The organism is Pseudomonas sp. RC10 (assembly GCF_038397775.1).
In the GTDB taxonomy this organism is placed as follows: domain Bacteria; phylum Pseudomonadota; class Gammaproteobacteria; order Pseudomonadales; family Pseudomonadaceae; genus Aquipseudomonas; species Aquipseudomonas bambusae.
Map to the genome: position 1 here is coordinate 2,050,227 of NZ_CP151650.1, position 22,697 is coordinate 2,072,923.

Sequence of the window (22,697 nt, forward strand, 5' to 3'; positions counted from 1 at the left end):
CGATTGCGGAATTTTGTCGCGTTCACCCGTCAGAGATTTCTGAAAGCACGACCATCCCTCCGACAACCCTTTGATTCTGTTCCCTAATCCCGGACAATCGCGCCCCTTTCCCTGTAGAGAACCGGTCAGGGGCGCTGACTGCCGAGCTTTTCGACGCGCTTTTGACCTTGTAGCTATCACCGGCAACGGAGAAATCGACCGGATGAACGATCAGGCCAACAGCGTCGAGCGAACCCTCGACGCCGCGCCCGCAGGCGCGACCACAGGCATGACCAAATGGGCGCGTCAGGACACCACCTGGATGCTCGGGCTGTTTGGCACCGCCATCGGGGCAGGCACGCTATTTTTGCCGATCAACGCAGGCATCGGTGGCTTCTGGCCCTTGCTGATCCTGGCGTTGCTGGCGTTCCCCATGACGTTCTACGCGCACCGCGGCCTGACCCGCTTCGTGTTGTCCGGCCGTGAAGGCGCTGACATCACCGAGGTGGTCGAGCAGCATTTCGGCAAGAAGGCCGGCGCGCTCATCACGCTGCTGTATTTCTTCGCGGTGTTCCCGATCCTGCTGATCTACAGCGTGGCGCTGACCAACACCGTGACCAGCTTTCTCGAACATCAATTGCACGTTCAGCCGCCGCCTCGGGCCATCCTGGCGTTCGTGCTGATCATCGGCCTGCTGGCCGTGGTGCGTTGCGGCGAGCAACTGATCGTCAAGGCCATGAGCCTGATGGTCTATCCGTTCATCGTCGCACTGCTGTTTCTCGCCGTGTTTCTGATTCCTCACTGGACCGGCGGCATCCTCACCACCGCGACCAGCGTGCCTGCGCCGTCTGCTTTGCTGCACACGCTGTGGCTGGCGATCCCGGTGATGGTGTTCTCGTTCAACCATTCACCGATCATTTCCGCCTTCGCCGTGGATCAGAAGCGCCAATACGGCGAACAGGCCGAGCCGCGCAGTACGCAGATCCTCGCTCGCGCCCACGGGCTGATGGTGGTCATGGTGCTGTTCTTCGTGTTCAGTTGCGTCTTGACCCTGTCGCCCGAGCAATTGAGCGAGGCGAAGGCGCAAAACCTGTCGATCCTGTCCTACCTGGCCAACCATTTCAGCAACCCGACCATCGCGTTCGCTGCGCCGCTGATTGCGTTCGTGGCGATCACCAAATCGTTCCTGGGCCATTACATCGGCGCCAGTGAAGGCCTCAAGGGGCTGGTGATCAAAAGCGGCCGTCGTCCTTCGCCACGGACGCTGGACCGTCTGACCGCCGGTTTCATGTTGGTGGTCTGCTGGCTGGTGGCAACCCTCAACCCGAGCATTCTCGGGATGATCGAAACCTTGGGCGGGCCGGTCATCGCGGCGTTGCTGTTCCTGATGCCGATGTACGCCGTGCGCAAGGTGCCAGCGATGCGTCAATACGCGGGCAAGCTGTCCAACGTGTTCGTCGTGGTGGTGGGGCTGGTGTCGATTTCGGCGCTGGTCTATTCGTTGATGCCTTAGGTTTTGTCTGTTTACCGGCGTCCGGGTGGCTCATCGGGCGCCGCTGGTGGACCGTCCGCTGCCGATGATCCGAAATCCCGACGCTCGCCTGTGTCGGCTATTGCGCACGCGGCGTAGTGGCAACATGCTCTCACCACCTTTTTCAGCCTGAAAACGTGACCGATCATGAGCGATTCCATTCCGCCGTCTGGCACTGAGAGCGATGTCTACAAAACCCTGCTTGAGTCGACGAAGGCGATTCCATGGCGAATCGACTGGCAGAGCATGACCTTCAGCTACATCGGTCCGCAGATCGAGCAATTGCTGGGCTGGGAGCAGGGCAGTTGGGTGGGTATCAATGACTGGGTGGAACGCATGCACCCGGATGATCGCGATTACGTGGTGAATTTCTGCGTCTCGCAGTCCAAGGCGGGTGTCGATCACGAGGCCGATTACCGCGCGCTGACCAAGGATGGCGAGTACGTGTGGATTCGCGACGTGGTCCATGTGGTGCGCAAGCGTGGCGAAGTCGAGGCGTTGGTGGGCTTCATGTTCGACATCAGCGAGCGCAAGAAAACCGAGGAGCACCTGGTGCGCCTGCAAAAGCAACTGGAGGCGTTTTCCTATCAAGACGGCCTGACCGGCATCGCCAATCGACGCATGTTCGACACGGTGCTGGAGCGCGAGTGGACCAGTGCTAAAGAGACCGGTCAGCCACTGTCGTTGATCATTCTGGATATCGATTACTTCAAGCAGTACAACGACCGTTACGGGCACATCAAGGGTGATGAAGCCTTGCGCACGGTGGCCAAGACGCTAACGCTGGCGGCCAACAATCCCGGCGATTTCATTGCCCGCATCGGCGGTGAAGAGTTCGTCTGGCTGTTGCCGAACACCGATCAGGAGGCCGCACGCAAGGTGGCGGACAAGTGCATGCAATTGGTCCGTCAGCAGCAGATCGCCCATGAGAAATCAGAGGTTTCGCCATTGCTGACGCTGAGCCTGGGCGTGGGCACCACGATGCCGGGTGCTGAAGCCAGCGCGGTGTCCTTCATCGAACAGGTGGATGGGCTGCTGTACCACGTCAAGCGCAACGGTCGGATGCGCGCTGAATACGGCGAGTTTTGAGGCGCTGACGGTGTTTCATGACCGGCGGGTCGCGAATCGACGAGTGGTTCGCGAGGCTGGTCTATAGTCTCCCGGCGTTCTTACGCGCATCTTTGGACAGGGAGGCTCAAACATGGCTGACAAATCCGTAGTATCGGCGAGCGCGGAATTTCTGGACTCGTCAGTTTCATTCAAACCCACTGACTTTCCCCGCATCGGGCGAGCCAGAGCGGAGTCAGACACCTTCGAGCTCAGCGAACTGAAACCCTGGTTCACACTAGTGGACGACGAGGAAGAAGAGGAGGAATAGACACCTTGATACCGCCGAGAAAGACCAGGGGTGTCACGGTTGTGCGCCCCTGGTCACCGACGTTTCAGCGCTGATCAGGCGATGGTATCCACCACGCCTCCATCCACACGCAAGGCCGCGCCACTGGTGGCTGACGCTTGTTTCGACGACACGTACACCACCATGTTTGCCACTTCTTCGATGGTCGCCGCCCGCTGAATGATCGAACTGGGACGATGGGCCATCACAAAATCCGCTGCGCAATCTTCCAGGGATTTGCCGGATTTTTTCACCTCGTCTTTCAGCATGTCAGCAACGCCCTCGGACAGGGTCGGCCCCGGCAAAACGGCATTGACCGTGACGCCCGTGCCTGCCAGACGCTTGGCCAGCCCGCGTGAAATCGACAGATTGGAGGTTTTGGTAAAACCGTAGTGAATCATGTCCGCCGGAATGTTCAGGCCCGACTCCGAGGAGATGAACACGATCCGGCCCCAGCCGTTTTTTGCCATGTCATCGGCATAGGCGCGGGACAGACGGACCCCCGACATCACGTTGACATCGAAGAAACGTTGCCACACGTCGTCCGGGGTGTCGAAGAAATCCTGCGGACCGTAGATGCCGACGTTGTTGATCAAAATGTCCACTTTCGGCACTGCCTTCACCAAGGCCTCGCAGCCCTCCGACGTGCCCACATCCGTCGCCACCCCGCGCAATTTCGCACCCGGCACTTCGCTCTGGATGCGCGCCACAGTCGCATCGACTGCGTCCTTTTTGCGTCCGTTGACGATCACCTCGGCGCCTGTCTCCGCCAGGCCCTTGGCAATGGCGTAACCGATGCCCAACGTCGAACCGGTTACCAGGGCTGTCTTGCCGGTCAAATCGATTTTCATGTGGGATGTCTCCGTTAAGGTCGAAAGAAAGATGGAGTGCTGAAACCGAGAGGGGTTCAGGGGGATCACGCGGGCAATCGCGTTTTCGTTGACGCCGTCCTCAGGCCTGTGAGCATAGGCAACCTCTGGTTTGACACCACCCCCAACCGCAATCATGATCCTGCTCGTTCATGACCGATTCCGCTTGATGTCGAGGCCTTTATGTCTGCCAGTCCCGAAGTTTTCCCCGGCGAGCGTCAGCGTCAGATCACTGAACGCCTGGCTGCACAAGGGCGCGTGATTGCCGCAGACCTTGCGACGGAGTTCAACGTTTCCGAGCATTCGATTCGTCGGGACCTGGGGGCTCTGGCAGCGGCGGGGTTGTGCAAACGGGTGTACGGCGGTGCGATTTCGCTGGCTTCTGATGGACCGATCACGGCGCGGATCGAGCATGAGCCTAATCGTAAGCGCGCACTCGGCATCGCCGCTGCGAACCTCATCGGTGTTGGACAGCATGTGTTCATCGACGGCGGTTCGACCAATCTCGCCATTGCCCGGGCCATCGACCCGAACATAGCCCTGACGATCACCACCAACGCGCCGCTGATCGCCGTCGAGTTGATGAAGCTGCCGAAGGTCGAGGTCATTCTCCTGGGCGGGCGCTTGAGTCCGGTGGCGGGGAGTGCGTATGGCTTCACCACGATTCAGCAGTTGAGCCATTTCAATTTTGACCTGTGCTTCCTCGGTGCCTGCGCGCTGGATGCGGTGAAGGGCGTGACGGCGTTTGACATGGAGGTGGCGGAGTTCAAGCGGGCCGTGGTGGCGCGCAGCGGTCAGGTCGCGGTGGCGGTGATCAACGCGAAGCTGGCGAGCATTGCGCATTACCAGGTGGCGTCTTGCGAAGACGTCGGCGCATTGGTGGTCGAAGCGGATGCGCCGGAAGACCGTTTGCAGCTGTTTCGCGGGAAGGTCGCGCAGATCGTGATCGCACAGACGAGCTGACGATCTTGGAGACTGATCGAAACGTTAACGTCTTCAGCCCATCACGGTCCGGTTGCGGCCTTCATGCTTGGCAGTGTAAAGCGCAATGTCAGCACGTTCGACGAACGCTTCCATGGTCGGGCATTGATGGGCCGCGCAGCCGTAGACACCCAGGCTAATACTGACGACGCCATCGGGGTTGCCTTTGTGCTCGATGGCACGGGCCAGCACGCTCAGACGAATTTTTTCCGCCAGTGCAAAGGCGCCGTGGGCATCGCTGTACGGCAGGAACACGGCCATTTCTTCACCGCCGTAGCGCACCGCCAGGTCCCCTGTGCGGTTCAGGTTGCTGCGTATGCATTCGGCCACCGCGACAATGCATTTGTCGCCAGCCACGTGCCCATAGTTGTCGTTGTAGCTCTTGAAGTAGTCGATATCGATCATGATCAGGCTCAATGGGTGCAGGTTCGCCTGACCGGCGACGAACTCCAGACCGAGGATTTCCTGAAAGTGGCGGCGGTTGGCCAGACCGGTCAGGCCGTCCTGCAAGGCCAACTTTTCCAGCGAGTGGCTGGCGATGCGCAGCTGGGATTCGGCGTTGAGGCCGAAGCGAATCTGTTGGAACAGCAGCACGCCGAACAGCAGATTGGCGATCACGACACAGATGATGATCGCCAATGAGCGCCAGGCGTACTGCCGCCACTCCGCTAGCACCTCTTGTTCCGAAAGTCCCGCCAGCACCACCAATGGATAACGGTCCAGACGCTTGTAGCCGTACAGGCGCAGCTCATGGTCAATGATCGAGCGGACCGTTGCGGTGCCTTCGTAATGTTCTTTCAGGTACTTGCGAAACAGCTCGCCGTCGGCAATCGACACGCTGCCAATATTCCCCAGCGTCGGGCGCCGGGCCAGCACCGTGCCGTCAGCGGTGGTCAAGGTGATGACGCCGTGTTTACCGATGTCGAAGCGATCAAAGAAGCGCTCGAAGTAAGCCAGCTCAATGGTGGCCAGCACGACGCCCGCGAACTGACCTTGCGCATCGTTGACGCGGCGGGACACCGGGATGATCCAGTCGCCGGTGGTACGGCTGCGGATGGCCTGCCCGATGTGCGGCAGGTTGCTGTCGATGGATTTGTGAAACTGAAAATACTCGCGGTCGGCGTTATTGGCGTTGGCTGGCATGTGATTCAGCGACGTCGCGTCCCAGTTGCCGTCCTTGTCGTAGATGAACAAACCCTGAATCTGCTCGACGCTGGCCGCAGTGGCGCGCAGGTAGTCATGCATGCGTGGGCTTTTGGCGGACGCAAAACCGTCGTAGTTGAGGCGTTCGACGATGCCGGCCACGGGAATGTCGGCTTGATCGAAGGTGTCGTCCGCCTGCTGCGCCATTGAGCGTGAGAGGTTGGCGGCCGTGGTGTCCGCGATTTCCAGTTCATGATTACGGGTCTGGCGCAACTGCCACAACGTAATGCTGGTGATCGAAAAACACACCAGTACGGTAAAAAATCCCGCCAGCCACAGCACAGGCATACGCTTCAGACGCCGATTCCTAGCGTTGAAGTCCGTTCCTTCTACTTGTCTCAAGCCCCGCCCTCGTTGACGTCTACGATTTAAGACAAACCCTGGTGACGAACGCTCCATTATTCGCCGCACCCGGTTTCGCAACTGCGACCGTCTGACACGTAGCGTAGGACAAGTCAGGGATTTTGAAGGGAAAAATCGTAAGGCCCAGGTCATTTATCTGGAAAGTAAGCCTCTTGTAGCAGCGAAGTCATTCGTAAGTGTCTCCTCCTTTGGACTCACCCTTACGCCGCGTCTGTTTTCAGCCTGATGTCAGCTCAATAATCCGCTACCACCGCGCGGCTGCGCTTGCGGCCACAGACATCTTCATGTCGCTGCCAATGCGGGCGTTTGCGGGTCATGACCGGTATGATCATCGGCATCTACCCGACCACGGTGCGACATGAATTCTCCGGACTCCGGCAAAGCCCCTTCTCCTGATCGCGATCGCCTGTCTGCATCCTTGCTGGGCGGTGGTTGCGAACCCGATCCACGTTTCACCCTGGCCAACGAACGCACCTTTCTGGCGTGGATTCGCACCGCGCTGGCGTTTCTTGCCGGTGGCATCGCCGTGGAAGCGTTCACCGGAGAGGTCTTCACGCCGGGCCTGCGCCGTGCGGTGGCGCTGTCGCTGCTGGTGTTGGCGTTGCTGGTCAGTGCCAGTGCGTGCCTGCGTTGGTTGAAGGTTGAGCGGGCCATGCGTCTGCGCAAACCATTGCCGTTGCCGGTGCTGGTGCCGATCCTCTCGCTGGGTGGCGCGCTGGTGGCGACGGGGCTGATCGTCTTTCTCATTTATGGCGCGCCATGAGCCGTCGCGGGCCGCAGACGCTGGGGCATGACGATCCGGGGTTGCAGCCGGAGCGAACATTGCTGGCGTGGCGACGCACGCTGATGACCCTGCTGGTGGTGTGTACGATTTTTCTGCGCTGGATACCGCGTTTCGGGCTGATCGCGTTGATGCCCATCGTCTTCTCGCTGATGGCGGCGCTGCTCATTCAGATCGCCCTCAACGCCCGCTATCGCAAAAGTGCCAAGGGCCTGAAACAAGAGCGCATCCCTGCGCCATTGCGAGAAGTGGTGGTGCTGGGCGGCACGGTGATCGTGCTCAGTGCGATGGGGCTGTACGCGGTCGGGTTTGCATGAGGTTTAGACCGGGCATCACTTTTCGACCGCGACCACCGGAATGTTCTGATTGTCATTGCCCGATGCACGGCTTTCCTTGCGCTCGCTGAGCCAATCGTTGATCTGACCGCCAAACTCCGGCGGCGCCTTGCGTCCGGTGCGGCGTGCGAGGTCGAGAATGGTCTGTTGCGCCAGCGCTTCTTCCATGCGTTTCTGCGCCGTCAGCATGGCCGCGTTGATCCCGCAAACGCCTTCTGTTGCCCAACTCGGCGCACAGCCGTCGAACACCGCGCAGCGTCCCCGGATGTCCCGGCAATCGAAAATCAGCTTGCGCCCATCGATGGCCGTCACGATGTCCAGCAGGGTGATCTCATCTGAAGGGCGGCCCAGCTTGAAGCCCCCGCGCACGCCCTCGGTCGCGACGACCAACTTGGCCTTCGCCAGTTTGGTGAACACTTTCGCCAGGTATTCCTGAGGCACGCCCTGCAACTCGGCGAGGTCACGCACGCTCGCCTCACGGCTGTCGCCACGCTCGTCCACCAGATACAGCAGGCAATGAATCCCGTACTCGACACCGGCGCTGTAAAGAGACATTCGAATCTCCGACTGAATTGATCGTGCAAAAGCTAACAATTTGCGTGGATTACTGCAAGAAACAGCGCTTCCAGATGACCGGTGGCAGGCGATATTCGCTCGGTCGTGACAAAGTGGACGGCCGGTAATATTCGTTAAGTTACTAATTTATAACGTTTTTATTGAATATTTTGGCAGGGCAACGTCCCTCGATCTTGAAATACCGCTTGCTCAAAACAACTACGATCAATAGAGTCGTAGTTGTTTTGAGGCGGCTGCTAACTCCGACTCATCCGAACCTTCACAGGTCTCCGTGGCGCGATTGCCTGCCATGGCCACTGCGACCCACCTTGAAAGCGGCTTGTTACTTTTTTTGGAGCACACAATGAAAAAGCGAATTCTGATCATCGGCGCGGGTTTTGGTGGCATGTGGAGTGCGCTGAGCGCCACGCGTTTGCTGGACAAACACGACCGCAACGACGTGGAAGTGACCGTGTTGGCGCCGGAAGCGGTACTCGGTGTGCGCCCCCGTTTTTACGAGCAGGACGTGCATCAGATGCAGTCGCCGCTGGGGCCGTTGTTCGATGCAGTGGGCGTGACGTTCATCAAAGGCAAGGCCGACACCCTTGATGTGAATGGCAAATCGGTCAGCTACACCGGTGCCAACGGCGATAGAACTTCGATCAACTACGACAAACTGGTTCTGGCCGCGGGCAGCCGTGTCGTGCGTCCGGCGTCGATTCCTGGCATTGAACACGCGTTCGACGTCGATGCGATGGCCGAAGCGATTCGTCTTGAGCAACACATCAAGGCACTGGCCAAACAGCCTGAGTCGGCCACGCGCAATACTGTGGTGGTGGCGGGAGGCGGCTTCACCGGTATCGAAACCGCCACTGAAATGCCCGCCCGTTTACGCGCCGCGCTCGGTGCCGATGCCAACGTTCGCGTCATCATCGTTGATCGCGGGGTGAAGGTGGGCGCGGCCTTGGGTGAGAACATCAGCCCGTCCATCGTCGAGGCGACTGAGACACTGGGCGTGGAGTGGGTGGTGAATGCGTCGGTGGCCGCCGTCGATAGCAACGGCGTGACCTTGGCGGACGGTCGTCGTATCGACGCCAGCACTGTGGTCTGGACCGTCGGTGTGCGCGCCAGTTCGTTGACCGAACAGATTCCGGGCGAGCGCGATGCTTCCGGCCGTCTGCACGTGGACCGCAATCTCAAGGTGATCGGTCAGTCAGACATTTTTGCCACGGGCGACACCGCCTATGCCGCCACGGACGACGCGGGAAATTTCGCGCTGATGACCTGTCAGCACGCCATTGCGCTGGGGCGCTCGGCCGGCAACAACGTCGCGGCGGACCTGATAGGTGAGGCGCCGATCCCGTACAGCCAAGTCAAATACGTCACCTGTCTGGACCTCGGCGCCTGGGGCGCGGTGTTCACTGAGGGCTGGGATCGTCAGGTGAAACTGACTAAGCAGGAAGGCAAGACGGTGAAGCAGCAGATCAACTCGGTGTGGATCTACCCGCCTGTTGCCGAGCGTGAAGCAGCGCTGGCGGCGGCGGACCCTTTGATTCCTGTCGTGGCGTAAGAAAACCGATCCGAAAAAAAGGCGCCTTGGGCGCCTTTTTTCTGTGTTGCAGGGGCGTCAATCCCACTGCGGCGCGAGGCTGCCCGGGCTGGTCAGGCGATGGCCGCGATCCAGCTTGGCGATCTCGGCCATGTCTTCATCGCTGAGTTTCAGGTCGACCGCTTTCAGGTTGCTCTCCAGATTGGCGCGTTTGGTTGACGAGGGAATCACCGCGTAACCCAACTGCATGGCCCACGCCAGCGTCACCTGAGCGGGCGTGGCGTTATTGCGCTTGGCAATCGCTCCGATGACCGGGTCTTTCAGCACTTCTCCGTAAGCCAGGGTCATGTACGACGTGATCTTGATGCCGTGCTGTTTGGCGAAGTCCGCCACGATGCGGTTTTGCAGGTACGGGTGCAGTTCCACCTGGTTGGTGGCGATGTGCTCGGCACCGACTGCTGCGATGGCTTCTTCCATCAACGCGACAGTGAAATTGGACACGCCGATCTCGCGGGTCAGACCTTGTTTCTTGGCTTCCAGCAACGCCCCCATGAATTCGGCGACCGACACCTTGCCGCCCGGCGAAGGCCAGTGGATCAGGGTCAGGTCAACGTGGTCGGTCTTCAGCTTGGCGAGGCTTTCTTTCAGGCTAGGGATCAGCTTGTCGGCGGCGTAGTTGTCGGTCCAGATCTTGGTGGTGATGAACAGCTCGTCGCGGGGCACGCCGCTTTGCGCAATGGCCGTGCCGACCTCGGTTTCGTTGCCGTAGATCTGCGCGGTGTCGATGACGCGGTAGCCCAGGTCCAGGCCGTTGCTCACCGAGTCGATGACGACCTGATCTTTCAAACGAAACGTGCCGAGGCCAAATGCAGGAACAGTCATGAAAAGTCTCCAGTGCGAAGGTGAAAAGTGAGGCCCAGTATCCCGGTCCGGGCCCGGCGGAAAAACCGGGGGCGGAGCAAGGGAGTTTTGAGTGGGCTGCATGAATGCGCTGGAAAGGTAGAGCGGGCGCGGAGGAGGATGGTTCAGTCAAATACAGGTGAATGAAAACGCCATCGCGAATGAATTCGCTCCCACAGGTCCGCGTGCAACCGCGAGCGCGCAGGTGTTGCGGATATCTGTAGGAGCGAATTCATTCGCTAAACATGACTGAGGTGCCGCTGATCTACCGATTCATGTCCATGATCAAACAGGTGGTGGTCCCGGTGGCGAAGAGGCGACCGTCAGCGTCGTAAATCTTGCCCTCGGCCAATGCCGTCGAACGGCCCAGGTGCACCACCGTGCCTTCCGCCCGAATCGGGCCGGTCTTGTTGGTCAGCGCCCGGATGTAACTGATGCGCAGGTCCAGCGTCGTATAGCCCTGGCCCTTTTTCAATTGCGTGTGAATCGAGCAACCCATGCAGGAGTCGAGCAGCGTCGCGGCATAACCGCCGTGGACGATGCCCAGCGGGTTGTAGTGCTGGGGACCGGGCGTGCCCTGAAAAATGAACGTGCCGGGTGTCCACTCGATGGGCACGAAATCCATCAACTCACCGATGGGTGGGTGCGGGTAAACGCCGTTGCCGATGCCGTCGAAAAATTCTTGAGGCGTAAGCTGCGCAACCTCCGCGAGATTCATGCTGCCGGATTTGCCCAGGCGGGCGCGGATGGCGGCTTCCTGATCGTGCCAGAGGGCCAGGGTTTCTTCGCGGGAGGTGCTGTGCATGGGCGTAAGCTCCGGGAGGCATCCGACGGATTGTCGGATGAGGAAAAATTACGACCATAATCCCGCGCATCCATGACGACCGCAATATCATAAATGTCCAGCGACTGCCCTAAACTGCCAGTCAGACAGTGCCGTCCCGCTTCACGAAGTGCTTGTGCATGTCGGCGGTCAGGGCTTCGACCCGCTCGGTCAGTGCCTTGGTCATTTCGGTCAGGCGGGTGTTCTGCTCCATCAACTCCAGCAGTTGCGCGGTGTTTTGAGTGGCGCGGGCCATGCGTTCTTCATTGGCCACGGCCAAGGCTTCACGGTGCTGGGCATCCGCGTCGGCGCTGGCTTTGTCACGGGCAGCCTGGCGGGTCTGAGCCAGCAAAATGAGAGGCGCGGCGTAGGCCGACTGAAGGCTGAAAGCGAGGTTGAGGAGGATGAACGGGTAAACGTCGAATTTCACCAGCCCGCTCAGGTTGGCCCCCACCCACAACAGGACCAGGAGGGTTTGCGCACCCAGAAACGTCGGCGTGCCGAAGAACCGAGCGAACGCCTCGGCTTTCAACGCGAAGGCGTCATTGCCAAAGGTCGGCCCGAGATGCGCGTGGGCTTTGTGAAAGCGCAGATGATCGACCTTCACAGGCGTGGGTTCGGTGGCGGGGCTGGAAGCGGCGGGTTCAGGCACGTCGACAGGCATGGGGCGTTCTCGCAGGCAAAAAAGAGAGGCCCACTATAGGCCCGCGCCCGATGGCTTTGTACTGAACCGGCGCTGAACGCCCTGACCCTTCAATCGTCCTGCTCGGGATACAACGGCTTGGACCGGTGCATGATGTTCGCGTAGTCGTACACGTATTGACGGCCCGCGTGGCTGGTCATGCGCAGACAGTCGATCAGTTGTCGCTCTTTCTTGTTCAGGTATCTCAACCCTTTGTGGTCACTGGACTTGAGGCGATCACGTTCATGGGCGTCAGGGAAGGTAATGACGTTCGTCATGAAATATCTCCTTGGTTAAATCCTTGTGCCCGGCTCCGTATTCCGGGTTTACCGTTTGTCGTGCGACAACGCACCATACCCACAACACGTCAGACCCTTCAACCCTGCAAATGATCAACGGATCACAGTACGCGGGTGATCTCGAAGGATTGACGACTGCCATTGACGATGATGTCGACATCGTCGCCGTCGAATTTGCCCAGCAGGTTCTGCCCCAGAGGCGCACGATGGGTGATGACGGTGATCAGGGTGCCCTCGACGAGAATCTTCAGGCCCGCCGCATCTGGCCCCAGAAACAGGTGCTGCTCGACGCCGCTGGCCGATTCGAGGGTGACGACGTCGCCCGATTGAATCCCGCGTTCTTCATCGAACGGCTTGAGCGTCAGCTTTTGATAGGCGACCAGCGCTTGGCGAATCTCTTCGACCCGACGCGCCTGCCCGGCGGCCAGGTACGAGGCTTCGAGGCCCAGCGTGTCGTACTTGTTCTCGGCGATGTTTTCTTCGTGGGTCGCGGTTTCGTAGGCGGTTTGTGCGGCACGAATCGCGACGTCCAGATCAACGGTCAGTTTTTCGATGATCCCGTGTAGGACCTGTTCCTTGTTCATGTCGTTGCTGTGTCTCGTCAGGTGTCAGCCGCAGAACTGATAAATCGCCGCGCGGCTCTTTTCGCTCGGGGCGGTCTGGTTTTGCTGCATCCAGAACTGGCATTTGGGACCGTTGAAACTGCGCTGCCGGTCGGCCTGTTCGGCTTCCTGGGCCTGGCGGGCTTCGCTGTCACGGAGGATCTGCCGGTATTGATCGAACATCGGGTTGTCGCTTGGCGGTTGGGGCTTGGCCGCAGGTGGGCTCGTCAGTTGCGCAGCGGCATTGTTGACGGCCTGCGTCTGTTCGGCGGGCAGGGCTTTGTAGATCAGCAAGGCCGTGAGAGCAACGGCCAGAAAACCCAGCCAGATGCCGACCGCGATGGACACAATGAGCTTCAACGGGCGGAGCGTGACAGACAGTTCGCGGTGATTGACGTACATGGCAGACTTCCCCACTTGCACACGGTCGATGACGCCGATTGTCGCACGACCAAGGCTGGCGATTCTGCACCGTTATAAAGGACAATCCGTTTTTTTGAACATCCTCAGGGAGCCGGGATGAAAGCCTCTTGGGATATTTTCTGTACCGTTGTGGATAACTTTGGCGACGTCGGCGTGACGTATCGCCTGGCGCGGCAGTTGGTCGCCGAACACGACATGGATGTGCGCCTGTGGATCGACGACCTGTCGGCCTTCGCACGCCTGTGCCCGGGTGCCGATGCCGAGGCGCCCCAGCAATGGCGGGACGGGGTCAGCGTGCATGTCTGGCCCAAGGACTGGCAGTCGGTCGAACCGGCCGATGTCGTCATCGAAGCCTTCGGCTGTCATCTGCCACCTGCGCAGATCGATGCGATGAAAGCCCGCGAGCCGCGTCCCCTGTGGCTGAACCTCGATTACCTCAGCGCCGAAGAATGGGTCACTGGCTGTCACGGCCTGCCGTCGCTGCAGTCGAGCGGCGTTCAGAAGTTCTTCTTCTTTCCCGGATTCAGGGAGAGCACGGGAGGCCTGTTGCGTGAGGCCGGACTGATCGAACGGCGCCACGCTTTCGAGCAGAACCCGACGGCGCAACAGGCGTTTCTGGCCGATCTGGGCGTTTATCCACAACCCGGCGCGCGGCTGATGTCGCTGTTTGCCTATGAGCATGCGGGGTTGGGATCGTGGTTGACCTGCCTGGCTCAGGATCGGCAGCCGACGCATCTGCTGGTGCCGGAAGGGCGGATCATCGGCGACGTCGAGGGTTGGTTGGGGGTCGAGGGCCTCAGGGCGGGCGCGCTGCACGTTCGCGATCACCTGACGATTCAGGTCTTGCCCTTCGTGCGTCAGGAGGATTACGACCGGCTGTTGTGGTGCTGCGCTTTTAACGTGGTACGCGGCGAGGATTCGTTCGTCCGGGCGCAGTGGGCGGGGCGGCCCTTTATCTGGCACATCTATGAACAGGACGATGACGCCCATTGGGCCAAGCTCGATGCGTTTCTGGAGTTGTACCTGGCAGGGTTGTCCGACGCAGCGGGGCAGGCGCTGACCGAAGTATGGCGCAACTGGAGTGCCGGACAGGACATGACGCACAGTTGGGCCGCGCTGGAAAAACACCGAAGTGAGCTGGCGGCGCATGCCGAGCGCTGGTGTCTGGAACGGGCCTTGCAGGACGATCTGACGACTGCGCTGGTAAGGTTTTACCGAAATTGGCTATGATACGCGCCCTTGTAGTAAGCCCTGTACGAAAAGTGGCTTTTCGTACAGGGCTTAGAAAGAACTTCAATCCAAATTCGGATATACGTAATGAAAACTGGCAAAGAGCTTAAACCCGGTACCGTGATCAAGATCGACAACGATCCTTGGCTGGTTCAGAAAGCTGAATTCACCAAGTCGGGCCGTAACAGCGCGATCATGAAAACCAAGCTGAAGAACCTGCTGACCGGTTACAAGACTGAAACCGTCTACAGTGCCGACGACAAGCTGGAAGACGTGATCCTTGACCGTAAAGAAGCTTCCCTGTCTTTCATCAGCGGTGACTCCTACACGTTCATGGACACCACTGACTACACCATGTACGAACTGAACGCCGAAGACATCGAAGCCGTTCTGCCTTTCATCGAAGAAGGCATGACCGACATTTGCGAAGCTGTGTTCTTCGAAGGCCGTCTGGTTTCCGTAGAGCTGCCGACCACTATCGTGCGCGTCGTTGACTACACCGAAGGTTCCGCTCGCGGCGACACTTCCGGCAAGGTCATGAAGCCTGCCAAGCTGGCCAACGGCACTGAGCTGCAAGTGGCTGACTTCATCGAAATCGGTGACAAGATCGAGATCGATACCCGTGAAGGCGGTTCCTACAAAGGCCGTGCTAAGTAAGCATTGCACTTGTAACGCTGGACACGAAAAAGCCCGACCATCGAGTCGGGCTTTTTTGTGGGCGTCTTGTTACCAGTTCATGAGAATCACCTATGCGTTGATAGGGTTTGAATGCACCGGCCTCATCGCGAGCAAGCTCACTCCTACAGACGACGCGTGACTCTGTAGGAGTGAGCTTGCTCGCGATGAGGCCGGATAAAACCCCAAGGATCTATCCGGCCTGCGTCGTTTTACTTCAGGTGAACCTTCAATTCCTGCGACGCCTGCAACATCGCAGACCGCACTTCCGGCACTTGGCTGATGACGTTCAACAACCCGTAGTCGTGAATCATGCCGTTGTAGCGAACCGCCGTGACGGGCACCCCTGCCTGATCCAGCTTGCGGGCGTAGGCTTCGCCTTCGTCGCGCAGCACGTCGGCCCCAGCGGTCTGCACCAGCGCGGGCGGCAGGCCTTTCAATTGATCCGTCGTCGCCCGCAGTGGCGAGGCATAGATCTCGGCGCGTTGCTTCGGATCGGTGGTGTAGTTGTCCCAGAACCACTTCATCATGTTGCGGGTGAGAAAGTGGCCCTCGGCGAATTGTTCATAAGAGCCGGTATCGAAGTTGGCGTCGGTCACAGGCCACAGCAGCACTTGGTAACGAATCGCCGGTGTGCCCTTGTCCTTCGCCATCAAACTGACGACTGCCGCCATGTTGCCACCGACGCTGTTGCCTGCCACGGCCAGACGCTTGCCATCGACGTTGATCTCCTTGCCATGCTCGGCCACCCATTTCGTCGCCGCATAGGCCTGGTTGATCGCCGTCGGGTAGTGCGCCTCAGGCGAAGGGGTGTAGTTGACGAACACCGCCACCGCACCGGAACCCTCGACCAGGTCGCGCACCAACCGCTCGTGGGTCGGGTAGTCGCCCAGCACCCAGCCGCCGCCGTGGAAGTACATGAACACAGGCAAGGTCCCCTTGACGCCTGCCGGACGCACGATGGTCAGGCTGATGGTCTGGCCGTCAACCGTGATGGTCTTCTGGCTGACATCGGCTTTGGGCAGGGTCAGCTTGACCCCTGCCTGCGCGCCGGTCAGTACGGCGCGGGCATCTTTGGGCGACAGTTGCTCCATCGGTTTGCCCGTCCCTGCATTCAGGGCATCGAGAAACGCTTGGGTGCTGTGTTCGACGCCGGTGTCGGTGGCGGCGAAGGCGTTACCGATGGACAGCGCGAGGAGTGAGCCAGCCAGAATCTTGCCGAACGTGTTCATGTTTTTCTCCTTGGCGAGCGGATGAGTTAGACAGTCACGTGCAGACGGACGTCAACGTTGCCGCGGGTGGCGTTGGAGTAAGGGCAGACCTGGTGAGCGGCGTCGACCAGCGCTTGGGCGTCCGCTTGCTCCAGACCTGGCAGGCTGATGTGCAGGTCGATGTCCAGACCGAAGCCGCCAGGAATCTGGCCGATGCCGACATGAGCAGTGATCGAGGCGTCAGCTGGAATGCTGCGCTTGCTTTGGCCGGCGACGAATTTTAGTGCGCCGATGAAGCACGCTGAGTAGCCGGCGGCGAACAGTTGCTCAGGGTTGGTGGCTTCACCGCCAGCACCGCCGAGTTCTTTCGGGGTGGCCAGTTTCACGTCGAGAATCTTGTCGCTGGAAACAGCACGGCCATCACGGCCACCGGTTGCGGTTGCGACTGCGGTATAGAGAGTTTGCATGATATTTCCTCACTGATGACGTTGGGTTATGTCGTTTAGCTTTGCGCTAAATGTTTGTGCGCTAAGCAAGTGAGACGAAATGTACTGCGTTAATGTTTAGCGCGCAAGATAAATTTCCATAGAATTTTTGATGATTGACGAAAATTCGATAAAATCACTGATTTAAAAGGAAATTTATTTTGGGGTGGGAACTGTCTTTTATACGGGCGCCTGGGCAGTCACCGTGTTGCATGAGGCAATGAGTCAAGGGAGGAGCGGCGGTCGTAAAGCCAGGCTCGGCACATCATCCCCATGCCCAGAAATGAAAAAGGCCAGCACGGGCTGACCTTTGAGGTGAGATGAGGAGGGATCAGAGGCTCTGATGCAGATTCCCTCGCAACCCCAGCAAATCTCGCTGCAACGCTTGCAGCTGTTCCACGGAGATGCCGCTTGCGGCAAGAATGCAGTGAGGAATGCTCTGGGCCTTTTGGTGCAAGGCTTTGCCCTGTTCAGTCAGGTGCAAGAGCACGACGCGTTCGTCCTCCTTGCTGCGGGTACGGCTGATCAAACCTTCGACTTCCAGGCGTTTGAGCAGTGGCGTCAAGGAGCCGGGGTCAGTCAACAGGCGCGTGCTGACTTCTCCGACCGTCAATCCGTCCTTTTCCCACAGCACCAACATCGCCAGGTACTGGGGATAAGTGAGATTCAGTTCTTGAAGCAGTGGTTTGTACACCTTGGTCATCATCAACGATGTGGAATACAGGGCAAAACACAGCTGATTGTCCAGCAGCAACTCGTCGCAACTGCCAGCGCCCGCCGTGGTGGCGCTATCGTCGGCATTCATGGGTACATCCTCATTTGATCGTCAATGCCCACTAATTTAGTGCCATGATCTTTAATGCACCAGATAAATTGGCTAATCGTTGATCAGGCCTTTGTCTATCAGGGACGCCGTTGACATGGATAAAACACGATTCGTGAATCGACTCATCACGATTCGTTGACGCCAATGGTGGTCTGTGGATTTCCTCCATTCCCCTGACTGCGTAGCATGCGCGCAGGACTGAAAAGAGGACCGGGTGTGATCGTTGATGTGGTGTGGTATCTGTTGTTGGGCGCGGCCATGGGCACGTTGGGCGGTCTGTTCGGGATCGGTGGCGGGCTGGTGGCGATTCCGGCGCTGGGGGTGTTGTTTGGCCTCGATCAGCAACTGGCGCAAGGCACGGCGCTGTTGATGGTGCTGCCCAACGTGCTGTTGGCGTTGTGGCGTTATAACCAGCGCAACCGGATTTCGGTACGCAACGCGATGATGCTGATCGTCCCGAGCTTCATCATTTCCTGGCTGACGTCGCTGTGGGCCGTGCGGATTGATGCCCAAAGCATGCGGGTCGGCTTTGTCGGGTTTCTCATCGTGCTGACCCTGTTCAACCTGATCCAGATGTATTGGCGCAAAGGCGACGCCGGCGCCGAGTTGCGTCACAGCAAATGGTTGTGGGTGCTAGGTGTAGGTTCGGGCGTGACGGCGGGCATGTTCGGTGTCGGTGGCGGAGTCATCGCAACGCCGATCCTCACCGGTATCTTCGGCGCGACCCAAGTCGCTGCTCAAGGATTGGCACTGGCGCTGGCGGCCCCGGCGACGCTGATCACCATGACCACCTATGCCTTGCACGGTCATGTGAACTGGCTGATGGGGATACCGCTGGCGATTGGCGGTCTGGCCAGCATCAGTTGGGGCGTGGCCCTTGCGCACAGCATGCCCGAGCGTCTGTTACGTTCGCTCTTCTGTGTGTTCTTGGTGATCTGCGCCATCATGCTGTGCTTCCGGGTGTAGCCGCGAAAATCACAGCTTGAAGCCCTCGGCGATGTGATCGGCGAGGCATTCGGTGATGGGCGAAGGATTGCTCGGATTGCGTAACAGGACGATGCTTGCCGAGGGCAATTGCGGCAGCCCTTCGGCCTCGCCGAGCACGCGCAAATCCGAGGTGATCAGGCTTTCCAGCTGAGCCGTCACTGCCAGCCCGGCGCTGACCACGGCCATGATCGCCGCGAGGCTGGCGCTGGTGTACGCCACCCGGTATTCGCGGCCAATCGTATCCAGCGCGTTACAGGCCCACAACCGGCAGAAGCAGTCGCTGTTGAACATCGCCAGGGGAATCGGCGACCGTTCGTGTGGGCAGAATCCCGCAGCTTCGGCCCAGACAAAACGCTCCTGACGCAGAATCTGGCCGATTTCCTTCCCCGGCTCGCGCGTGACGATGCTCAGGTCGAGGTCCTGACGTTGCAGCAGTTGTGCCGATGACTCGCAATGCACTTCCACCTGAATCAGCGGATACGCCTGTGCGAACCGCGACAAAATGCCGGGCAAAAACCGCATCACATAATCGTCGGGCGTGCCGATTTTCACGGTGCCGACCATGTGCGGTTCGCGCAGCGTGTTGAACACCTCGCTGTGCAGTTTGAGGATGCGTCGCGCGTAGCCCAGCAGCACTTGCCCTTCTGCTGTGAGGTTCAACACGCGTCCGTCTTTCTGGAACAGGGGGCGTTGAACCACGTCATCTTCAAGTCGTTTCATTTGCATGCTGACCGCCGACTGCGTGCGGTTCACGACCTCGCCAGCCTTCGTGAAACCGCCCTGATCGGCGATAGCGACAAAGGTGCGTAGCAGCTCGCTGTCGATACTGGGGTATGTAGCCATTGCATCAATCTCCCAGATGCACTGCATCAGAAACATTCGTTGGATTGATCTTAAGCCCGGGCAGACAATCTCGCCATCCCCACTTGGAGGGCAAGACGATGAAAGGTCAAAAAGGTTATGTACTGGTGCTGAAAACCCTGTCCCACGACTCCGCGATGGACCGCGCCTGGCATGCGGTCGCGGCCCGCGTCGCCCGCTGGCGCAAGCTGCATCATGAGCGGGTCCAACTGGCGAGTTTGAGCGATGACGCGCTCAAGGACATTGGGCTGTCGCGCGCCGATGTCCTTGTCGAAATCGAAAGACCGTTCTGGGACGATCCACTTAAGCACTGACAGAGCAGGGCGGGATCGGGTAGTTTTGCAGATCGTCCAGGAGGTCCTGAATGCCTGCAGAACTGCCGATCTCGCAACACCTGTCCATCAAACAAGCCCGTCGTCTGGCACTGGCAGCCCAAGGCTTCAATGGCCGTCAGCCGCCCGTGACGATTACGGCTCGCCACGTCACCCGATTGATCGAGCGCCTTGGGGTGCTGCAGATCGATTCAGTCAACGCGCTGGTGCGCTCGCACTACCTGCCGCTGTATTCCCGCTTGGGCAATTATCCGCAAAAACTGCTGGATCAGGCCGCGTGGAGTCAGGGTCGACATCGAAAGCTGTTCGAATACTGGGGGCATGAGGCGTCGTTGTTGCCGGTCGAGTTGTACCCGCTGATGCGCTGGCGCATGCAACGGGCGTCGCAAGGCGAGGGCATCTACCAGCACATGGCCAAGTTCGGACGGGAGGAGCAGTCGACCATCGCCCGCGTGTTGCAGGCTGTTCGCGAACAGGGCGCACTGGGAGCGGGCACGCTCAATACCCGTCAGGAGCGCGCGGGTCCCTGGTGGGACTGGAGCGCCGAAAAGCTTGCGCTGGAATGGCTGTTCGCGGCGGGCGAAGTCACCGTGGCCGGGCGTCGAGGGTTCGAGCGTCTCTACGATCTGCCGGAGCGGGTATTGCCCGAAGCCATCATCAACCACCCCGAACTGGCCGAAACGGACGCGCAACGCGATTTGCTGCTGCACGCGGTTCAGGCGTTGGGTGTGAGCACTGAGAAAGACATTCGCGATTACTTCCGCCAAGACCCCTTACCGGCGAGGCAGGGCTTGGCCGAGCTGGTGGAGGCGGGCGCGATTCAACGGGTTCAGGTCAAAGGATGGAAACAGCCTGCCTATGCCCTGCCGGATTTCAGCGTTCCCCGAAAAATCACGGCCAGTGCGCTGCTGTCACCCTTCGATTCCCTGATCTGGGAGCGGGCCAGGACCGAGCGCCTGTTCGATTTCCACTATCGGCTGGAAATCTACACCCCGGCCCACAAGCGGGTGTACGGCTATTACGTGCTGCCCTTCCTGTACGATGAGCGCATCGCGGCTCGCATCGATTTGCGTGCGGAACGGGCGTCAGGAAGGCTGGCCGTGCACGCCGTTCACGAGGAGGAACCGGGGCTGGACGAGGAGGGGATGCACGCGTTAGCCGTTAACCTGCGACGACTGGCCGACTGGCTGGGGCTGCCGGAAGTGCTGATCAACTGCCCCCGCGCCAGTGCGGCGCGGCTGCGTGTTGCGTTTGTCGACGTAGGGTTGCGGCAGGGTTGATTCAGATGCCCTTTGACGCTGGTCGCGCCCCTGAAACGGGGGGCTGCTTGCGATCAATTGTAGGAGCCGGCTTGCTGGCGAAGGCGATCTGACGCGATGCGTAAGGCGACTGACACTCGGTTTTCGCCAGCAAGCCGGCTCCTACAAGGGCTCGGCGTTCGTTCTGGCCTGTGTGATGCTGACTCGGTTCAACGCCGAACCTGCTTCAACGTCTCGGCAATCAAGAACGCCAGCTCCAGCGACTGATCCGCGTTCATCCGCGGGTCGCAATGGGTGTGGTAACGGTCCGACAAGCCATCCTCGGTAATCGGACGTGCGCCGCCGATGCACTCGGTAACGTTCTGCCCGGTCATTTCGATGTGAATCCCGCCCGCGTACGTCCCTTCGGCCTGATGCACCTGGAAGAACTGCTTCACCTCGCCCAGAATCTGCGCGAAGTCGCGGGTCTTGTAGCCGCTGCTGGCCTTGATCGTATTGCCGTGCATCGGGTCCGAGCTCCACAACACCTGCTTGCCCTCGCGCTCGACGGCCCGAATCAGCCCTGGCAAGTGATCGCCGACCTTGTTGGCGCCCATGCGCGCGATCAGGTTCAAGCGACCCGGGTCGTTGTCCGGGTTGAGGATGTCGATCAGGCGGATCAGGTCGTCGGTGTTCATGCTCGGACCGACTTTCACGCCAATCGGGTTCTTCACCCCGCGCAGAAACTCCACGTGCGCGCCATCGAGCTGACGCGTGCGATCGCCGATCCACAGCATGTGCGCGGAGCAGTCGTAGAAGTCGTTGGTCAGGCTGTCCCGGCGAACGAAGGCTTCTTCGTAATTGAGCAGCAACGCTTCGTGGGCGGTGAAGAAGCTGGTTTCGCGCAGTTGCGGCGAGGTATCCATGCCGCAGGCGCGCATGAACGCCAGGGTCTCGTCGATGCGGTCGGCGAGCTGGCTGTATTTGTCCGAGAGCGCCGAGCCTGCGATGAAATCGAGGTTCCACTGGTGCACTTGGTGCAAGTCCGCGAAGCCACCTTGAGCAAACGCCCGCAGCAGGTTCAGCGTCGCAGTGGACTGGTGATAGGCCTGCAACAGACGATCCGGGTCCGGCACGCGGCTCTTCTCGTCGAAGCCGATGCCATTGACGATATCGCCGCGGTACGCCGGCAGTGTCACGCCATCGACAGTCTCGTCATTTGACGAACGCGGCTTGGCGAATTGCCCCGCCATGCGCCCGACCTTGACCACCGGGCAGCCGGCCGCGAAGGTCATGACGATCGCCATTTGCAGCAGCACCTTGAAGGTGTCGCGGATCTTCGCCGCTGAGAATTCGAAGAAACTCTCGGCGCAATCGCCACCTTGCAACAGAAACGCACGGCCCTGGGTCACCTCGGCAAACTGACGGCGCAACTCGCGGGCTTCACCAGCGAACACCAGCGGCGGGAAACTGGCCAGCGACTGTTCGACACGTCGAACATGGTCGGCGTTGGGGTACTGGGGTTGTTGCTGGATAGGCAGGCTCCGCCAGCTGTCGGGGCTCCAGGGTTGGCTCATGGTG

The 22,697-nt window shown here is 59.7% G+C and carries 26 protein-coding genes; 12 read left to right on the plus strand and 14 right to left on the minus strand.

The features are described from left to right. The first annotated feature begins 202 nt into the window (after positions 1-202). From AAEO81_RS09530 to AAEO81_RS09540, 3 genes are all read left to right on the plus strand, one after another. Positions 203-1,492: a serine/threonine transporter gene (locus AAEO81_RS09530; RefSeq protein ID WP_341963097.1), complete on the plus strand. Its 1,290-nt coding sequence runs from the start codon at positions 203-205 to the stop codon at positions 1,490-1,492. Between the two features lie 165 nt (positions 1,493-1,657). Next, entirely contained in the window at positions 1,658-2,599 is a 942-nt protein-coding gene (locus AAEO81_RS09535; RefSeq protein WP_341963098.1) for a sensor domain-containing diguanylate cyclase, read from the plus strand. A gap of 112 nt (positions 2,600-2,711) precedes the next feature. After that, on the plus strand, positions 2,712-2,888 hold the full coding sequence (locus AAEO81_RS09540; protein WP_166596696.1) for a hypothetical protein: 177 nt from the start codon (positions 2,712-2,714) through the stop codon (positions 2,886-2,888). A gap of 74 nt (positions 2,889-2,962) precedes the next feature. On the opposite strand, the gene AAEO81_RS09545 is transcribed toward AAEO81_RS09540, so the two are convergent. Continuing rightward, a complete protein-coding gene (locus tag AAEO81_RS09545) occupies positions 2,963-3,757 on the minus strand; it encodes an SDR family oxidoreductase (RefSeq protein ID WP_166596697.1) in 795 nt (264 codons plus the stop codon). Between the two features lie 201 nt (positions 3,758-3,958). On the opposite strand from AAEO81_RS09545, the gene AAEO81_RS09550 reads away from it, so the two are divergent. Continuing rightward, a complete protein-coding gene (locus tag AAEO81_RS09550) occupies positions 3,959-4,738 on the plus strand; it encodes a DeoR/GlpR family DNA-binding transcription regulator (protein WP_341963100.1) in 780 nt (259 codons plus the stop codon). A 33-nt stretch (positions 4,739-4,771) separates the two neighbouring features. On the opposite strand, the gene AAEO81_RS09555 is transcribed toward AAEO81_RS09550, so the two are convergent. After that, entirely contained in the window at positions 4,772-6,301 is a 1,530-nt protein-coding gene (locus AAEO81_RS09555) for a diguanylate cyclase (RefSeq protein WP_341963101.1), read from the minus strand. Between the two features lie 379 nt (positions 6,302-6,680). On the opposite strand from AAEO81_RS09555, the gene AAEO81_RS09560 reads away from it, so the two are divergent. Next, complete coding sequence (locus tag AAEO81_RS09560; RefSeq protein WP_166596700.1) at positions 6,681-7,085, plus strand: DUF202 domain-containing protein; 405 nt, start codon at positions 6,681-6,683, stop codon at positions 7,083-7,085. Further along, complete coding sequence (locus AAEO81_RS09565) at positions 7,082-7,420, plus strand: DUF202 domain-containing protein (RefSeq protein WP_166596701.1); 339 nt, start codon at positions 7,082-7,084, stop codon at positions 7,418-7,420. The genes AAEO81_RS09560 and AAEO81_RS09565 overlap by 4 nt, the downstream gene beginning before the upstream one ends. Before the next feature lie 15 nt (positions 7,421-7,435). On the opposite strand, the gene AAEO81_RS09570 is transcribed toward AAEO81_RS09565, so the two are convergent. Further along, on the minus strand, positions 7,436-7,993 hold the full coding sequence (locus tag AAEO81_RS09570) for an Rrf2 family transcriptional regulator (protein WP_341963103.1): 558 nt from the start codon (positions 7,991-7,993) through the stop codon (positions 7,436-7,438). 364 nt (positions 7,994-8,357) lie between these two features. On the opposite strand from AAEO81_RS09570, the gene AAEO81_RS09575 reads away from it, so the two are divergent. Next, entirely contained in the window at positions 8,358-9,563 is a 1,206-nt protein-coding gene (locus tag AAEO81_RS09575) for an FAD-dependent oxidoreductase (RefSeq protein ID WP_341963106.1), read from the plus strand. Between the two features lie 57 nt (positions 9,564-9,620). Here the strand turns inward: AAEO81_RS09575 and dkgB are convergent, their stop codons facing one another. The 6 genes from dkgB to AAEO81_RS09605 all read right to left on the minus strand — a co-directional run bounded on the left by dkgB (position 9,621) and on the right by AAEO81_RS09605 (position 13,250). After that, positions 9,621-10,424, minus strand: a complete 804-nt coding sequence (dkgB, locus tag AAEO81_RS09580; protein ID WP_341963108.1) for a 2,5-didehydrogluconate reductase DkgB — start codon at positions 10,422-10,424, stop codon at positions 9,621-9,623. 283 nt (positions 10,425-10,707) lie between these two features. Then, entirely contained in the window at positions 10,708-11,247 is a 540-nt protein-coding gene (locus AAEO81_RS09585) for a PaaI family thioesterase (RefSeq protein ID WP_166596705.1), read from the minus strand. A 121-nt stretch (positions 11,248-11,368) separates the two neighbouring features. Beyond that, positions 11,369-11,929: a DUF1003 domain-containing protein gene (locus AAEO81_RS09590; protein ID WP_166596706.1), complete on the minus strand. Its 561-nt coding sequence runs from the start codon at positions 11,927-11,929 to the stop codon at positions 11,369-11,371. A gap of 89 nt (positions 11,930-12,018) precedes the next feature. After that, positions 12,019-12,225: a hypothetical protein gene (locus AAEO81_RS09595; RefSeq protein ID WP_341963112.1), complete on the minus strand. Its 207-nt coding sequence runs from the start codon at positions 12,223-12,225 to the stop codon at positions 12,019-12,021. Positions 12,226-12,347: 122 nt separating this feature from the next. Then, complete coding sequence (locus AAEO81_RS09600) at positions 12,348-12,830, minus strand: transcription elongation factor GreAB (RefSeq protein ID WP_341963113.1); 483 nt, start codon at positions 12,828-12,830, stop codon at positions 12,348-12,350. A gap of 24 nt (positions 12,831-12,854) precedes the next feature. After that, on the minus strand, positions 12,855-13,250 hold the full coding sequence (locus AAEO81_RS09605) for a hypothetical protein (protein WP_341963114.1): 396 nt from the start codon (positions 13,248-13,250) through the stop codon (positions 12,855-12,857). 117 nt (positions 13,251-13,367) lie between these two features. On the opposite strand from AAEO81_RS09605, the gene earP reads away from it, so the two are divergent. Then, complete coding sequence (earP, locus tag AAEO81_RS09610; RefSeq protein WP_341963115.1) at positions 13,368-14,501, plus strand: elongation factor P maturation arginine rhamnosyltransferase EarP; 1,134 nt, start codon at positions 13,368-13,370, stop codon at positions 14,499-14,501. Positions 14,502-14,588: 87 nt separating this feature from the next. After that, positions 14,589-15,158, plus strand: coding sequence for an elongation factor P (gene efp / locus AAEO81_RS09615; protein WP_341963116.1), 570 nt, complete (start codon positions 14,589-14,591; stop codon positions 15,156-15,158). Positions 15,159-15,388: 230 nt separating this feature from the next. On the opposite strand, the gene AAEO81_RS09620 is transcribed toward efp, so the two are convergent. The 3 genes from AAEO81_RS09620 to AAEO81_RS09630 all read right to left on the minus strand — a co-directional run bounded on the left by AAEO81_RS09620 (position 15,389) and on the right by AAEO81_RS09630 (position 17,677). Then, positions 15,389-16,408, minus strand: a complete 1,020-nt coding sequence (locus tag AAEO81_RS09620; protein WP_166596712.1) for an alpha/beta hydrolase — start codon at positions 16,406-16,408, stop codon at positions 15,389-15,391. A gap of 26 nt (positions 16,409-16,434) precedes the next feature. Beyond that, positions 16,435-16,854: an organic hydroperoxide resistance protein gene (locus AAEO81_RS09625; protein ID WP_166596713.1), complete on the minus strand. Its 420-nt coding sequence runs from the start codon at positions 16,852-16,854 to the stop codon at positions 16,435-16,437. Between the two features lie 349 nt (positions 16,855-17,203). After that, entirely contained in the window at positions 17,204-17,677 is a 474-nt protein-coding gene (locus tag AAEO81_RS09630; protein ID WP_341963120.1) for a MarR family transcriptional regulator, read from the minus strand. Between the two features lie 240 nt (positions 17,678-17,917). On the opposite strand from AAEO81_RS09630, the gene AAEO81_RS09635 reads away from it, so the two are divergent. Beyond that, positions 17,918-18,664 carry a sulfite exporter TauE/SafE family protein gene (locus tag AAEO81_RS09635; protein ID WP_341964511.1) on the plus strand — a complete coding sequence of 249 codons (747 nt, stop codon included), beginning with the start codon at positions 17,918-17,920 and terminating at the stop codon, positions 18,662-18,664. A 9-nt stretch (positions 18,665-18,673) separates the two neighbouring features. Here the strand turns inward: AAEO81_RS09635 and AAEO81_RS09640 are convergent, their stop codons facing one another. Continuing rightward, positions 18,674-19,528, minus strand: coding sequence for a LysR substrate-binding domain-containing protein (locus AAEO81_RS09640; RefSeq protein WP_341963122.1), 855 nt, complete (start codon positions 19,526-19,528; stop codon positions 18,674-18,676). A 98-nt stretch (positions 19,529-19,626) separates the two neighbouring features. Here AAEO81_RS09640 and AAEO81_RS09645 point away from each other — a divergent pair, with 98 nt between their 5' ends. Together AAEO81_RS09645 and AAEO81_RS09650 are read left to right on the plus strand one after the other, a co-directional pair. Next, positions 19,627-19,860 (plus strand): DUF1127 domain-containing protein, encoded by a 234-nt coding sequence (locus tag AAEO81_RS09645; protein ID WP_341963123.1) that lies wholly within the window; start codon positions 19,627-19,629, stop codon positions 19,858-19,860. A gap of 50 nt (positions 19,861-19,910) precedes the next feature. Continuing rightward, positions 19,911-21,158 carry a winged helix-turn-helix domain-containing protein gene (locus AAEO81_RS09650; protein ID WP_341963124.1) on the plus strand — a complete coding sequence of 416 codons (1,248 nt, stop codon included), beginning with the start codon at positions 19,911-19,913 and terminating at the stop codon, positions 21,156-21,158. 188 nt (positions 21,159-21,346) lie between these two features. Here AAEO81_RS09650 and AAEO81_RS09655 read toward each other — a convergent pair whose 3' ends face one another. Next, entirely contained in the window at positions 21,347-22,693 is a 1,347-nt protein-coding gene (locus tag AAEO81_RS09655; protein WP_341963125.1) for a 3-deoxy-7-phosphoheptulonate synthase class II, read from the minus strand. Positions 22,694-22,697 lie beyond the last annotated feature (4 nt).

Coding starts and splice junctions, on each gene's coding strand:
- AAEO81_RS09630 (WP_341963120.1), bottom strand. CDS start 17,677: ATGAATGCCGACGATAGCGCCACCACGGCGGGCGCTGGCAGTTGCGAC.
- AAEO81_RS09565 (WP_166596701.1), top strand. CDS start 7,082: ATGAGCCGTCGCGGGCCGCAGACGCTGGGGCATGACGATCCGGGGTTG.
- AAEO81_RS09655 (WP_341963125.1), bottom strand. CDS start 22,693: ATGAGCCAACCCTGGAGCCCCGACAGCTGGCGGAGCCTGCCTATCCAG.
- AAEO81_RS09575 (WP_341963106.1), top strand. CDS start 8,358: ATGAAAAAGCGAATTCTGATCATCGGCGCGGGTTTTGGTGGCATGTGG.
- dkgB (WP_341963108.1), bottom strand. CDS start 10,424: ATGACTGTTCCTGCATTTGGCCTCGGCACGTTTCGTTTGAAAGATCAG.
- AAEO81_RS09620 (WP_166596712.1), bottom strand. CDS start 16,408: ATGAACACGTTCGGCAAGATTCTGGCTGGCTCACTCCTCGCGCTGTCC.
- AAEO81_RS09600 (WP_341963113.1), bottom strand. CDS start 12,830: ATGAACAAGGAACAGGTCCTACACGGGATCATCGAAAAACTGACCGTT.
- AAEO81_RS09605 (WP_341963114.1), bottom strand. CDS start 13,250: ATGTACGTCAATCACCGCGAACTGTCTGTCACGCTCCGCCCGTTGAAG.
- AAEO81_RS09570 (WP_341963103.1), bottom strand. CDS start 7,993: ATGTCTCTTTACAGCGCCGGTGTCGAGTACGGGATTCATTGCCTGCTG.
- AAEO81_RS09535 (WP_341963098.1), top strand. CDS start 1,658: ATGAGCGATTCCATTCCGCCGTCTGGCACTGAGAGCGATGTCTACAAA.
- AAEO81_RS09595 (WP_341963112.1), bottom strand. CDS start 12,225: ATGACGAACGTCATTACCTTCCCTGACGCCCATGAACGTGATCGCCTC.
- AAEO81_RS09560 (WP_166596700.1), top strand. CDS start 6,681: ATGAATTCTCCGGACTCCGGCAAAGCCCCTTCTCCTGATCGCGATCGC.
- AAEO81_RS09625 (WP_166596713.1), bottom strand. CDS start 16,854: ATGCAAACTCTCTATACCGCAGTCGCAACCGCAACCGGTGGCCGTGAT.
- AAEO81_RS09550 (WP_341963100.1), top strand. CDS start 3,959: ATGTCTGCCAGTCCCGAAGTTTTCCCCGGCGAGCGTCAGCGTCAGATC.
- AAEO81_RS09540 (WP_166596696.1), top strand. CDS start 2,712: ATGGCTGACAAATCCGTAGTATCGGCGAGCGCGGAATTTCTGGACTCG.
- AAEO81_RS09545 (WP_166596697.1), bottom strand. CDS start 3,757: ATGAAAATCGATTTGACCGGCAAGACAGCCCTGGTAACCGGTTCGACG.
- AAEO81_RS09590 (WP_166596706.1), bottom strand. CDS start 11,929: ATGCCTGTCGACGTGCCTGAACCCGCCGCTTCCAGCCCCGCCACCGAA.
- AAEO81_RS09585 (WP_166596705.1), bottom strand. CDS start 11,247: ATGCACAGCACCTCCCGCGAAGAAACCCTGGCCCTCTGGCACGATCAG.
- AAEO81_RS09640 (WP_341963122.1), bottom strand. CDS start 19,528: ATGGCTACATACCCCAGTATCGACAGCGAGCTGCTACGCACCTTTGTC.
- earP (WP_341963115.1), top strand. CDS start 13,368: ATGAAAGCCTCTTGGGATATTTTCTGTACCGTTGTGGATAACTTTGGC.
- AAEO81_RS09530 (WP_341963097.1), top strand. CDS start 203: ATGAACGATCAGGCCAACAGCGTCGAGCGAACCCTCGACGCCGCGCCC.
- AAEO81_RS09650 (WP_341963124.1), top strand. CDS start 19,911: ATGCCTGCAGAACTGCCGATCTCGCAACACCTGTCCATCAAACAAGCC.
- efp (WP_341963116.1), top strand. CDS start 14,589: ATGAAAACTGGCAAAGAGCTTAAACCCGGTACCGTGATCAAGATCGAC.
- AAEO81_RS09645 (WP_341963123.1), top strand. CDS start 19,627: ATGAAAGGTCAAAAAGGTTATGTACTGGTGCTGAAAACCCTGTCCCAC.